We start from the raw sequence: 12,534 nt of genomic DNA, 5'->3' as shown, positions 1-12,534 counted from the left end.
CCCACATGAAGAAAAAATTCAGATCCTTTTTACACTGACGGCTTCTTTTTTCTTACGGCTCACCAGCGCCAGTGCCAGCACAATCAGCACAATACCGCTACCTTCAACGGCCCCCGGATTCTCGCCGAGCAGCCACCAGGAAAAGAGTACGCCGCAAACGGGAACGGCCAGTGTGCTTAAGCTGGCAATACTGGCAGGCAAGTTTTTCAATACAAACAACCATAAGCTCCACGCCAGTGCCGTCGCCAGAATCGCACTGTAGGCCAGCGCCCAGAACACGGTGGGCTGCCAGTCAATTTCACGTTGCGGCACCAGTAAAGCGACCACACTCATCACCAGCGCCGCATACAGCATCTGCCAGGATGTTAACGACAATAAATCCACGCGCGGATGACGGGCATACAGACGTTTAGCAACAATCGCGCTCGCCCCCCAACTGACGCCGGAGAGGATTGCCAGCATGGCACTTTTCATCGAAGAGAAATCGAGTTGCCACGGCTGCAACACCAAAAATAAGCCGAAAGCGGCAATCAGAATCGCGAAATATTGCCCACGTCGCAGGCGTTCACCGAGAAACAACGCGGCGAAAATCACCACCCAGAACGGCATGGTATAGCTCAGGATCGCCACCTTCCCCGCACCTCCGCTGACCAACGCCCACTGCGCCAGACCAACCATCCCGCAGGTTTGTAACAGGGCAATGGCTAAGGTGTATTTAAACGGTGTCGGGCGCATTCCGCGACCACGTAATAAAAGGACGATGAATAAAACGAGAGCGCCGAAAATGCAGCGTAAGGCGGTAAAGTCGAAGGCACCGATGTAACTGGTGACTTGCTTCATGAAAATCCAGCTATAACTCCAGATAAGTGTGAGCACAACCAGGCCACTGATTGCCAGTGGGTTGCTCTTTCCTGCGGCAGACATGAGAGATCCAGTGTGTAGTTTTCGTTCGCCCACTATACGCTGGTAAAGAACGTTCAGCGACTGCCAGCAAGCAGCCGCTGAACGGGGTCAGATTACAGCAGGTCGAAACGGTCGAGGTTCATCACTTTCACCCATGCCGCCACGAAGTCTTTAACAAACTTCTCGTGGGCATCGCTACTGGCGTAAACTTCCGCCACCGCACGCAGGACGGAGTTAGAACCAAACACCAGATCCGCACGGCTGGCCGTAAATTTCACTTCGCCGGTTTCACGGTCACGGCCTTCGAACAGCTCTTTCGATTCGTCGGTCGCTTTCCACTCGTAACGCATATCCAGCAAGTTCACGAAGAAGTCATTGCTCAATACGCCAACGCGGTCAGTGAAGACGCCGTTTTTGCTGCCATCGAAGTTGGCACCCAGTACACGCATGCCGCCCACCAGCGCAGTCATTTCCGGCGCGGTCAGCGTCAGTTGCTGTGCTTTGTCGATCAGCAGTGACTCGGTGGTGGAAACGTCCAGACGAGCGCGATAGTTACGGAAACCGTCAGCAATTGGCTCCAGCAGCTCAAACATCTCAATGTCAGTCTGATCCTGACGCGCATCAACGCGACCCGGCGCAAACGGTACATGAATGCTCAAACCTGCGGCGCTTGCGGCTTTCTCAACACCAACCACACCAGCCAGCACTATGATATCCGCCAGCGAGGCTTTACCAGACTCTTTCTGGATTTTCTCCAGAACAGGCAGAGCACGAACGGCTGCGGCGTTCACATCCCAGTCGCGCTGCGGCATTAATGCCAGACGCGCACCGTTGGCACCACCGCGTTTGTCGCCACCACGGAAGGTAGAAGCAGATGCCCAGGCCACCGATACCAGCTCACTAACAGACAGACCAGAATCCGCAATCGCGAATTTCAGATCGATAATGTCCTGCTCGGTCGGGTTGTAGATCGGCTGCGGCAGCGGATCTTGCCAGATCAGATCTTCTTTCGGCACTTCCGGCCCGATGTAGCGAGATTTCGGCCCCATATCCCTGTGCGTCAGTTTGAACCAGGCACGGGCAAAGGCTTCGTTGAACGCCTGCGGATCGTTGAGGAAACGACGAGAGATCTTCTCGAACTCAGGATCAAAACGCAGCGTCAGGTCGGTCACCAGCATTGTCGGTTTACGTTTCTTCGACGGATCAAACGGATCCGGGATAATTTCCGGTGCGTCTACCGCTTCGAACTGGATTGCGCCAGCCGGGCTGCGGGTCTGTACCCACTCATACTTGAACAGGTTCTCGAAGAAATAGTTGCTCCACTGGGTCGGCGTCTGGGTCCAGACTACTTCCAGACCAGAGGTAATGGCATCTGCGCCAACGCCGCTGCCGTAAGTGCTCGCCCAACCTAAACCTTGTTCTTCAATCGGTGCAGCTTCTGGATCAGGACCTACATTTGATGTCGGACCGGCACCGTGGGTTTTACCCAGCGTATGACCACCCGCAATCAGCGCCACGGTTTCTTCGTCGTTCATGCCCATGTTGCCGAAGGTCGCGCGGATAGCTGCTGCCGCAGAAAGCGGTTCGCCGCTGTGATCCGGGCCTTCCGGGTTAACGTAAATCAGACCCATCTCGGTTGCACCCAGCGGTGCTTTCGCCAGCGCTTCCGGATGACGGTGAGTCAGCCAGGCTTTTTCATCACCCCAGTTAACATCCAGATCCGGTTCCCAGACGTCTTCACGACCGGCACCAAAACCGAAGGTACGGAAGCCGGAGTTTTCTAGCGCCACGTTACCCGCGAGGATAAACAGGTCGGCCCAGGAGATTTTCTGACCATATTTCTGTTTGATTGGCCACAACAGGCGACGCGCTTTATCGAGGCTTACGTTATCCGGCCAGGAGTTCAGCGGTGCAAAACGTTGCTGACCACGACCCGCGCCACCGCGTCCATCGATTGAACGGTAAGTCCCCGCGCCGTGCCAGGCCATACGAATAAACAGACCGGCGTAACTGCCCCAGTCGGCTGGCCACCACGGTTGAGATTCTGTCAACAGGGCTTTCAGATCTTTTTTCAGGCCGTAGTAATCTAATTTGCTGAATTCTTTGCGGTAGTCAAAGTCCTCACCCAGTGGGTTAGAACGATTAGAATGTTGGTTTAACAGGTCAACACGAAGTTGATTTGGCCACCAGTCGCGAGTGGTTGTGCCCGCCCCCGCACTCTGGTCGTGACCGCCCTGATGGAACGGGCATTTGCCAGTGGCTGTGGTGTTATGGATATCGTCTGACGTGCTCATCAATGTGCTCCCCTCTACAGTGTTACCGTTACGATACACAGCGTTAGAGAGAAGTTATAATTGAATTAATCCACGGATGCGATAGTTGAGATCTTACATATTGTTGGTTAAAGAGATGTAGATCAAATTGATCTTAATTAAGCTTTTTTGATTATGTCCGAATTCGGACAAATGCTTTATAAAAAAGGGTTTTAGCTTCATATCCTTCAAGTAATGAGGGAGAAAACAAGGCTGATAACCTTATTTTCCCGCCCTCATTTCGAGGCAGCATTTTGTGCTCTGTTTAAAATTTGTGATCACTGTGTGATTTTCACAAAAGCCACACTATTTATAAACCAGGTCGAACCCCCAGCGTATGGCAAATCGCGTAACTCATTTCAGCACGGTTAAGCGTATAGAAGTGGAAATCTTTCACTCCTTCACGGCTTAAAATCTTCACCATATCCATGGCAATATTCGCGCCAACCAGTTTGCGGGTTTCGGCATCATCATCCAGACCGTCGAACATTTGCGCCATCCACGCCGGAATACGCACGTTGGTCATATCGGCAAATTTCTTCGCCTGTTTAAAGTTAGATACCGGCAAAATTCCCGGAATAATTTCCACATCAATGCCCGCCGATACACAGCGGTCACGAAAACGCAGGTAGCTTTCGACATCGAAGAAGAACTGAGTAATCGCGCGGTTGGCTCCGGCATCCACTTTGCGTTTCAGATTAAGCAAATCCGCCTGAGCGCTTTTTGCTTCCGGGTGAACTTCCGGATACGCCGCCACGGAGATATCGAAATCTGCCACTTCTTTTAATAGCGTCACCAGGTCAGAAGCATACATTTCTGGCTTACCACTTCCCGGCGGCAGATCGCCACGCAGCGCCACGATATGACGAATACCGTTATTCCAGTAGTCGCGTGCAATGGTGCGCAGCTCGTCGGGCGTCGCATCAATGCAAGTAAGATGCGGTGCCGCTTCCAGACCAGTGCGATCTTTAATGCCTTTAATAATGCTGTGCGTACGGTCGCGCTCGCCGGAGTTCGCGCCATAGGTCACCGATACAAACTTCGGTTTCAGGCTGCTAAGGCGATCGATGGAGTTCCACAGGGTCTGCTCCATTTCACTGGTACGCGGCGGGAAAAACTCGAACGAAACGTTAATCTGCCCCTGGACTTCTGCCAGGCTCTGATTCAGGGCATCCCGCTGGCTGGCGTGAAAAAAGCTCATACCTTACCTCATCAATCGCTTGTAGTTATATGTTGTGTTGTGCACATCTATCCATTTAGACGTCCAGATGTAAAGATGAAGGAAAAGCCGAAGGGCGTCAACCGAAAAATGACCAATGATGGTGAGGAAAAATCAGGGAAGATGAAAAAACTTCAGGATGGTAAGAAAAAGAAAATCCGGTATGCAAAGCAAACCGGACTGCAAATATAAACTAACCATGTACTTATTGCTTCTTGCCGGATTCGTCGTAAACGCTTAATCCGGCCTAATCCTATGATAATTCAATATATTTCATTAGAAACCATAAACCCGAAAACATGAGTACCGGGCATTATTAAATTTCTGAAATTACAACAACTGTGCCAGCCGGTTGATATCCGACTGAATCGCCCCGGCGGTGACGTCGCGCCCAGCGCCAGGTCCGCGGATCACCAGAGGGTTATCGCGATACCAGCGGCTTTCGATGGCAAAGACGTTATCGCACGGCAGCAGTGATGCCAACGGATGATCTTCACGCACCGCTTCCACGCCTACACGCGCTTTACCGTTGGCATCGAAACGCGCCACGTAGCGCAGCACCAGCCCCATTTCGCGGGCCGCTTCCAGCCGTTGCACCATCTGCTCGTTCAGTTCATCGCCATTTTCAAAGAAATGGTCGATGCTGCCGCCTTCGCAATAAGCAGGCACCAGCGATTCCACACGTACCTGATCCGGTTCGATGTTGTAACCTGCTTCACGCGCCAGAATCACCAGCTTGCGCATCACGTCTTTGCCAGAGAGATCGTCACGCGGGTCAGGTTCGGTTAAGCCCTGCTGCCACGCCTGATCCACCAGCTCGGTAAACGGCACGCTACCGTCGAATTGCAGGAACAGCCAGGAGAGCGTGCCGGAGAAGATCCCGCTGATCGACAAAATAGTATCGCCGCTGTCGATCAGATCGCGCACGGTGTGGTTGATCGGCAAGCCCGCACCGACGGTGGCATTGTACAGCCAGTGACGCCCGGTTTTTTCGAAGGCGTCGTGGATCTGGCGATATTTATTGCTGTCGCTGGCTCCCGCCAGTTTGTTGGCGCTGATAACGTGGAAACCGTGGCTGGCGAAATCAAGATACTGATCAGCAAGCTGCTGGCTGGCGGTAACGTCCAGCACCACTAAATCATCATACGGATGGGCGCGCATCCACAGGAACAACGACTCTTCATCCTGCTCAACCGCTTCATCGTTGAAGAAGGCTAACGCGCGGCTGGCGTCCAGCCCGTCATAGCTCAACAGGCTGCGGCGGCTGTCCACCACACCTGCCAGCACAAACTCAAAGCCGGTACGTGCCGAAAGCGTGCTCTGCTCACGGGCGAACAGTTCCAGCCAACGGGAACCGATATTGCCCTTACCGAACAATACCAGGCCGATGCGTTTTTCTGCGCGGAAGACGGACTGATGCAGCCCCTGAATCAGGCTTTCGGTCGGGCCGGTGCGCAGTACTGCCACCAGGCTGATGCCGTCATCGGACTGCCAGGTAAATTCGACCGGCTGGCCTTTCAGTTGCTGCCAGAAGCGGTGGCAATGCAGCGGGTTACGGGTGACGCCTGCACCGACCATCGCCACCAGCGCCAGCCCCTGACGCAGGCGCAGTTCGCCAGGTAATCCCGCTTCGTCGAGGATTTTCAGCGCACTGTCGGCCACTTCTGAGGTGTAGCAAAATTGCAGCAACTGGCGATCGTTATGTACGCCAACCGCCAGCGGGCGTACCTGCGCGCGTTTCAGGATTTGGTCGATCTCTTTATGCGCCAGTTTGAAATCCTGACTGGCGGGCACCTGAAACTCAATCAAACAGACATCATCGTGGCTGGTGACAATACGCGCACCAGTACCGGAGGCCAGCACGCGTTCAATGCGCGTGGAACCTTGATCCGGCGTGTAGCTACAGCGCAGTTGCAGGTCGATTTCGCTGCCAGAAACCGGCTGTAAAGTACGGGCGTGAAGAACGGGAGCCGCCAGGCGCGCCAGTTCGCTGGCCTCATCCAGACGCAGCAACGGCAGCAGGCAGGCATCTTTCACTTTACGCGGGTCGGCACTGTATACCCCGGCGACGTCGCTCCAGATGGTTACGCGAGAAACACCCGCCAGCGCACCGATTTGTGTCGCGGAATAGTCGGAACCGTTACGCCCCAGCAGCACCGTTTCACCGGCGTTGTTGCGGCTGATAAATCCGGTCACCACCAGACGTTTGCCCGGATGTTGCACCAGCAGCTGTTGCAGCAACGGATAAGAAAGCCCTTCATCAACCTGCGGTTGTGCGGCGCGTTCAGCGCGTAAAAACTCGCGGGCATCAAGCCAGGCCGCTGGCAGCCCTTGTTGATTAAGTACCGCAGACATCAGGCGCGCCGACCACACTTCACCGTGGCCCACCACTTCCGCATACACCGCATCGTTAATACCACTGTCGAGCAACGCCGCCAGGCGTTCCAGATCGCTGACAAAAGCGCTAATGAGGCTATCGGCTTCTTCAGCGGGTAGCAGACCGCTAATCAGATCGCACTGATAGCGACGCAGCGTTTGTTGAACCTGATGCGCAGAGAGACGATCGGTCTGGCTTAGTTTCAACCAGTTAATCAACTGGTTAGTGGTGCAACCGGCGGCGGAAACCACCATCATATCGTCAGGCTGAGAGTACTCCGCCATAATGCCCGCGACACGCAAATAACACTTCACATCAGCCAGACTACTGCCACCAAATTTATGCAGCTGACGACCTTTCGCCCCTGCCTGCGCAATCACACTCATTTTTACCCCTTGTTTGCAGCCCGGAAGCCATTTTCCAGGTCGGCAATTAAATCTTCGCCATCTTCAATACCGGTGGAGATACGCAGCAGCGTCTCGGAGATCCCGGCGGCAGCACGCGCTTCTGGTGCCATGCCTGCATGTGTCATGGTTGCGGCGTGAGAGATTAAACTTTCCACTCCCCCTAATGATTCCGCCAGCGTAAACAACGACAGCCCGCCCAGGAAACGACGCAGCGTCTGCTCATCGCCATCCAGTTCAAAACTCAACATTGCGCCAAAGCCTTTTTGCTGGCGCGCGGCAATTTCATGCCCCTGATTTTCCGGCAACGACGGGTGATACAGTTTTTTCACCAACGGCTGGGTTTGCAGGTATTTCACAATCGCCTGCGCGTTGCGCTGCGCCAGCTCCATACGCGGCACCAGCGTTCGCAACCCACGTAGCAGCAGATAGCTGTCAAACGCGCCGCCCGTCACGCCAATATTGTTTGCCCACCAGGCCAGTTCAGTGACAACGTCCGGGTCTTTAGCAATCACCACGCCGGCCACTACGTCTGAGTGACCGTTCAGATATTTCGTGCATGAATGCAACACCAGATCGGCACCTAATGCCAGCGGATTTTGTAATGCCGGGCTTAAGAAGGTGTTATCCACCACGCTCACCGCCCCGACTTCCCTTGCCAGATGGCAGATTTTCGCAATATCCACGACGCGTAACAATGGATTACTTGGGCTTTCTACCAGTACCAGTTTGGGTTTTTCTGCCAGCGCTGCCCGTATTGCCTGTTCATCGCCTTGATCAACAAACAACACGCGATAGCAACCGCGTTTCGCCAGACTGTCGAACAGGCGATAGCTACCGCCGTAGCAGTCGTGCGGCGCAACCAGCAGATCGCCAGGTTTCAAAAAGACGGTCGTTACCAGGTGAATCGCGGACATGCCGGTATTAGTAAGTACTGCACCAGCACCACCTTCCAGTTCTGCCAGCGCACGCTGAACCACATCGCGCGTTGGGTTGCCGCGACGCGAGTAATCATGCGCGCGAGGTTCATTAAATCCGGTAAAGTTATAGGTGCTGGAAAGATGGATCGGTGGGACAACGCAACCATACTGTTCGTCGTCATTTAACCCGCTACGCACTGCGATGGTGGCCTGTTTACGCGTCATGTGATGAAGTTCCCTGGGCTTTGTCGGTGAAATGTCAGGCACCAGAGTAAACATTGTGTTAATGGACGTCAATACATCTGGACATCTAAACTTCTTTGCGTATAGATTGAGCAAATCCCAAATAGCCGTTAAAATTATATGCATTATCACGCCGACAGGTGCATTACACGATGTCACGGTAACGCCTGTACGGTAAACTATGCGGGTTTACGGTCAGTACCCACATCAACTGTGTGGTCTGGTCTCAATTTATTGACGAAGAGGATTAAGTATCTCATGGCTGAATGGAGCGGCGAATATATCAGCCCATACGCTGAGCACGGCAAGAAGAGTGAACAAGTCAAAAAGATTACGGTTTCCATTCCTCTTAAGGTGTTAAAAATCCTCACCGATGAACGCACGCGTCGTCAGGTGAACAACCTGCGTCACGCTACCAACAGCGAGCTGCTGTGCGAAGCGTTTCTGCATGCCTTTACCGGGCAACCTTTGCCGGATGATGCCGATCTGCGTAAAGAGCGCAGCGACGAAATCCCGGAAGCGGCAAAAGAGATCATGCGTGAGATGGGGATTAACCCGGAGACGTGGGAATACTAAAGCAAAAAAGAGCGGCGCGGAGTGGAATCGCCTGATGCGCTACGCTTATCAGGCCTACGTCATATTGCAATTTATTGAATTTGCACGAACTTGTAGGCCGGATAAGGCGTTCACGCCGCATCCGGCATAAACAACGAGCACGTTGTCTGCGACCCACCGCTTTTTATACATGGACGTTTAACTATGAAAAACAGGCTGCTGATCCTCAGCCTGCTGGTTTCTGTACCTGCCTTTGCCTGGCAGCCACAAACCGGCGACATCATCTTTCAGATCTCTCGCTCATCGCAAAGTAAAGCGATCCAACTGGCGACCCATACCGATTATAGCCACACCGGTATGCTGGTGATACGCAACAAAAAGCCCTACGTTTTTGAAGCAGTCGGCCCGGTGAAATACACCCCGCTCAAGCAGTGGATCGCCCATGGTGAAAAGGGCAAATACGTTGTTCGCCGCGTTGAAGGCGGACTGAGTGTTGAACAACAGCAAAAACTGGCGCAAACGGCAAAACGTTATCTCGGTAAACCGTATGATTTCAGCTTCTCATGGAGCGACGATCGCCAGTACTGTTCGGAAGTGGTGTGGAAGGTTTACCAGAACGCGCTGGGAATGCGCGTGGGCGAGCAGCAGAAGTTGAAAGAGTTCGACCTGAGCAGCCCACAAGTTCAGGCAAAGCTCAAAGAACGTTACGGCAAGAATATTCCGCTTGAGGAAACGGTGGTCTCGCCACAAGCCGTTTTCGATGCGCCACAACTCACCACGGTCGCCAAAGAATGGCCGCTGTTTTCGTGGTAATACGACCAAAATTCAGGCACAAAAAAAGCGCCGTGCGGCGCTTTTTTCGGAAATCCGGTCTTATTTGCTGCCCGGGATGTTGAAACGCTTGTTGAAGCGGTCAACACGGCCACCGGTAGCAACATCACGCTGTTTGCCAGTGAAGAACGGGTGGCACTTGCTGCACACGTCGAGGTTCAGGTCATGACCAACGGTGGAGCGGATTTTCATTACGTTACCGCAAGAGCAGCTAGCAGTAATTTCTTCGTATTTCGGGTGAATATCTTTTTTCATGGGAAAACCTCGGTTTAAGGCCGCGTCGCTCTTCCAGCCCTAACGCCAGACACCACGCGATGTTAAAAGTATAGCTTCAATACGATCATTTCGTACGAAGGCGCGAAATCATACAGAAATTAACCAGCGTATGCAAACTGATCCGCACTCTTCTACGGCAATGTGTATACTAACCCACCGAATTTCAAGTCAGGATGATGCTATGCCCGTTGCCCACGTTGCCTTGCCCGTTCCGCTTCCTCGTACCTTTGACTATCTGCTGCCAGAAGGCATGACGGTTAAAGCTGGGTGTCGCGTGCGCGTGCCGTTTGGCAAACAGCAGGAGCGCATCGGGATTGTGGTATCAGTTAGCGATGCCAGCGAACTGCCGCTCAATGAGCTAAAAGCGGTAGTCGAAGTGCTGGATAGTGAGCCGGTGTTTACTCACTCCGTCTGGCGATTGCTGCTATGGGCGGCAGATTACTATCATCATCCGATTGGCGATGTGCTGTTTCATGCCTTGCCGATTTTACTACGCCAGGGGCGGCCTGCGGCGAACGCGCCGATGTGGTACTGGTTTGCCACTGAACAAGGCCAGGCGGTGGATCTGAACAGCCTGAAACGCTCCCCCAAGCAACAACAGGCGCTGGCGGCGTTACGGCAAGGCAAAATCTGGCGCGACCAGGTCGCCACGCTCGAATTTAATGATGCCGCGTTGCAGGCGCTACGCAAAAAAGGTCTGTGTGATTTAGCAAGTGAAACACCAGAGTTTAGCGACTGGCGAACGAACTATGCCGTTTCTGGTGAGCGGTTGCGATTGAATACCGAACAGGCCACCGCCGTTGGCGCAATTCATAGCGCGGCAGATACTTTTTCTGCCTGGCTGCTGGCGGGCGTTACCGGTTCCGGTAAAACGGAGGTTTATCTCAGCGTACTGGAAAACGTGCTCGCTCAGGGCAAACAGGCGCTGGTGATGGTGCCGGAAATCGGCCTGACACCGCAAACTATCGCCCGTTTTCGTGAACGTTTTAATGCCCCCGTGGAAGTTCTGCATTCCGGCCTGAACGACAGCGAGCGTCTTTCGGCGTGGCTGAAAGCGAAAAATGGTGAGGCGGCGATTGTGATCGGCACCCGCTCCGCGCTGTTTACGCCGTTTAAAAATCTCGGCGTGATTGTCATTGATGAAGAGCACGACAGCTCCTACAAGCAGCAGGAAGGCTGGCGCTATCATGCCCGCGACCTGGCGGTGTATCGTGCGCACAGCGAGCAAATCCCGATTATTCTTGGCTCCGCAACGCCCGCGCTGGAAACGTTATGCAACGTCCAGCAGAAAAAATACCGCCTGCTGCGCCTGACCCGTCGGGCAGGGAATGCGCGTCCGGCAATTCAACATGTGCTGGATTTAAAAGGTCAGAAGGTGCAGGCAGGTCTGGCTCCGGCGTTAATCACTCGTATGCGCCAGCATTTACAGGCTGATAACCAGGTCATTCTCTTTCTTAACCGCCGTGGCTTTGCGCCTGCACTGCTGTGCCACGACTGTGGCTGGATTGCCGAATGCCCACGTTGCGATCACTACTACACGCTGCATCAGGCGCAGCACCATCTGCGCTGCCACCACTGTGACAGTCAGCGTCCGGTGCCGCGCCAGTGCCCTTCCTGCGGTTCCACGCACCTGGTCCCCGTGGGGCTGGGCACCGAACAGCTTGAACAGACGCTCGCGCCGTTGTTCCCCGGCGTGCCCATTTCTCGTATCGACCGCGATACCACCAGCCGCAAAGGGGCGCTGGAACAGCAACTGGCAGAAGTACATCGCGGCGGCGCGCGGATTTTGATTGGTACACAAATGCTGGCGAAAGGTCACCATTTCCCGGATGTGACGCTGGTTGCATTACTGGACGTGGACGGCGCGCTGTTTTCTGCCGATTTTCGCTCGGCAGAGCGTTTCGCTCAGCTTTACACCCAGGTCGCCGGTCGTGCCGGGCGTGCGGGTAAACAGGGCGAAGTGGTGCTGCAAACGCACCATCCGGAACATCCTCTGTTGCAAACGTTGCTCTATAAAGGCTACGACGCCTTTGCCGAACAGGCGCTGGCTGAGCGGCGAATGATGCAGCTACCGCCGTGGACCAGCCATGTGATTGTGCGTGCGGAAGATCATAACAATCAGCACGCGCCATTGTTCCTGCAACAACTGCGTAATCTGATCCTCTCCAGCCCACTGGCAGACGAGAAACTGTGGGTTCTCGGTCCGGTTCCGGCTCTGGCACCTAAACGTGGCGGTCGCTGGCGCTGGCAGATATTGTTGCAGCACCCTTCCCGCGTGCGCTTGCAACACATCATTAACGGTACGCTGGCGCTCATCAATACAATACCGGATTCCCGTAAGGTGAAATGGGTGCTGGATGTTGATCCGATTGAGGGTTAAACCGCTCACGATGCGAGGCGGATCGAAAAATTCAATATTCATCACACTTTTCATGAAAATTCTGTAACCGTTTTCACGCGCTATCTGCTAAAAATGTTGCCGATGTGAAGTAAA

10 protein-coding genes are annotated in these 12,534 nt (G+C 53.9%); 4 read left to right on the top strand and 6 right to left on the bottom strand.

The window, feature by feature from the left end:
- Positions 1-18 precede the first annotated feature (18 nt).
- The 3 genes from yijE to metF all read right to left on the bottom strand — a co-directional run bounded on the left by yijE (position 19) and on the right by metF (position 4,416).
- Positions 19-924, bottom strand: a complete 906-nt coding sequence (yijE, locus tag K0778_RS08620) for a cystine transporter YijE (RefSeq protein WP_001271242.1) — start codon at positions 922-924, stop codon at positions 19-21.
- Positions 925-1,016: 92 nt separating this feature from the next.
- On the bottom strand, positions 1,017-3,197 hold the full coding sequence (gene katG, locus K0778_RS08615; protein ID WP_001295695.1) for a catalase/peroxidase HPI: 2,181 nt from the start codon (positions 3,195-3,197) through the stop codon (positions 1,017-1,019).
- Between the two features lie 328 nt (positions 3,198-3,525).
- A complete protein-coding gene (metF, locus tag K0778_RS08610) occupies positions 3,526-4,416 on the bottom strand; it encodes a methylenetetrahydrofolate reductase (RefSeq protein ID WP_000007523.1) in 891 nt (296 codons plus the stop codon).
- A gap of 75 nt (positions 4,417-4,491) precedes the next feature.
- Between metF and K0778_RS27665 the strand changes: the two genes are divergently transcribed.
- Positions 4,492-4,626, top strand: a complete 135-nt coding sequence (locus K0778_RS27665; RefSeq protein ID WP_000660586.1) for a hypothetical protein — start codon at positions 4,492-4,494, stop codon at positions 4,624-4,626.
- Positions 4,627-4,764: 138 nt separating this feature from the next.
- Here the strand turns inward: K0778_RS27665 and metL are convergent, their stop codons facing one another.
- Together metL and metB are read right to left on the bottom strand one after the other, a co-directional pair.
- Entirely contained in the window at positions 4,765-7,197 is a 2,433-nt protein-coding gene (metL, locus tag K0778_RS08605; RefSeq protein ID WP_063084768.1) for a bifunctional aspartate kinase/homoserine dehydrogenase II, read from the bottom strand.
- A gap of 2 nt (positions 7,198-7,199) precedes the next feature.
- On the bottom strand, positions 7,200-8,360 hold the full coding sequence (metB, locus tag K0778_RS08600) for a cystathionine gamma-synthase (protein ID WP_001301270.1): 1,161 nt from the start codon (positions 8,358-8,360) through the stop codon (positions 7,200-7,202).
- A 276-nt stretch (positions 8,361-8,636) separates the two neighbouring features.
- On the opposite strand from metB, the gene metJ reads away from it, so the two are divergent.
- Together metJ and K0778_RS08590 are read left to right on the top strand one after the other, a co-directional pair.
- The gene (metJ, locus tag K0778_RS08595) at positions 8,637-8,954 is read left to right on the top strand and encodes a met regulon transcriptional regulator MetJ (RefSeq protein ID WP_000852812.1); all 318 of its coding nucleotides are present in this window, start codon (positions 8,637-8,639) and stop codon (positions 8,952-8,954) included.
- Positions 8,955-9,137: 183 nt separating this feature from the next.
- Entirely contained in the window at positions 9,138-9,746 is a 609-nt protein-coding gene (locus tag K0778_RS08590; RefSeq protein WP_000797353.1) for a YiiX family permuted papain-like enzyme, read from the top strand.
- Between the two features lie 60 nt (positions 9,747-9,806).
- Here the strand turns inward: K0778_RS08590 and rpmE are convergent, their stop codons facing one another.
- On the bottom strand, positions 9,807-10,019 hold the full coding sequence (gene rpmE, locus K0778_RS08585; protein WP_000710769.1) for a 50S ribosomal protein L31: 213 nt from the start codon (positions 10,017-10,019) through the stop codon (positions 9,807-9,809).
- Positions 10,020-10,221: 202 nt separating this feature from the next.
- On the opposite strand from rpmE, the gene priA reads away from it, so the two are divergent.
- The gene (gene priA / locus K0778_RS08580; RefSeq protein ID WP_001301269.1) at positions 10,222-12,420 is read left to right on the top strand and encodes a primosomal protein N'; all 2,199 of its coding nucleotides are present in this window, start codon (positions 10,222-10,224) and stop codon (positions 12,418-12,420) included.
- The last annotated feature ends 114 nt before the right edge of the window (positions 12,421-12,534 follow it).

This window comes from Escherichia sp. XD33, assembly GCF_019375075.1.
GTDB lineage: Bacteria > Pseudomonadota > Gammaproteobacteria > Enterobacterales > Enterobacteriaceae > Enterobacter > Enterobacter flexneri_A.
Note: the sequence above shows the minus strand (reverse complement) of the source record. Positions and strands in the feature narration are given on the sequence as shown.

What these genes read in the sequence shown, in the direction of transcription:
- yijE (WP_001271242.1), bottom strand. Translation starts at nt 924, where the DNA reads ATGTCTGCCGCAGGAAAGAGCAACCCACTGGCAATCAGTGGCCTGGTT.
- katG (WP_001295695.1), bottom strand. Translation starts at nt 3,197, where the DNA reads ATGAGCACGTCAGACGATATCCATAACACCACAGCCACTGGCAAATGC.
- metF (WP_000007523.1), bottom strand. Translation starts at nt 4,416, where the DNA reads ATGAGCTTTTTTCACGCCAGCCAGCGGGATGCCCTGAATCAGAGCCTG.
- K0778_RS27665 (WP_000660586.1), top strand. Translation starts at nt 4,492, where the DNA reads ATGAAGGAAAAGCCGAAGGGCGTCAACCGAAAAATGACCAATGATGGT.
- metL (WP_063084768.1), bottom strand. Translation starts at nt 7,197, where the DNA reads ATGAGTGTGATTGCGCAGGCAGGGGCGAAAGGTCGTCAGCTGCATAAA.
- metB (WP_001301270.1), bottom strand. Translation starts at nt 8,360, where the DNA reads ATGACGCGTAAACAGGCCACCATCGCAGTGCGTAGCGGGTTAAATGAC.
- metJ (WP_000852812.1), top strand. Translation starts at nt 8,637, where the DNA reads ATGGCTGAATGGAGCGGCGAATATATCAGCCCATACGCTGAGCACGGC.
- K0778_RS08590 (WP_000797353.1), top strand. Translation starts at nt 9,138, where the DNA reads ATGAAAAACAGGCTGCTGATCCTCAGCCTGCTGGTTTCTGTACCTGCC.
- rpmE (WP_000710769.1), bottom strand. Translation starts at nt 10,019, where the DNA reads ATGAAAAAAGATATTCACCCGAAATACGAAGAAATTACTGCTAGCTGC.
- priA (WP_001301269.1), top strand. Translation starts at nt 10,222, where the DNA reads ATGCCCGTTGCCCACGTTGCCTTGCCCGTTCCGCTTCCTCGTACCTTT.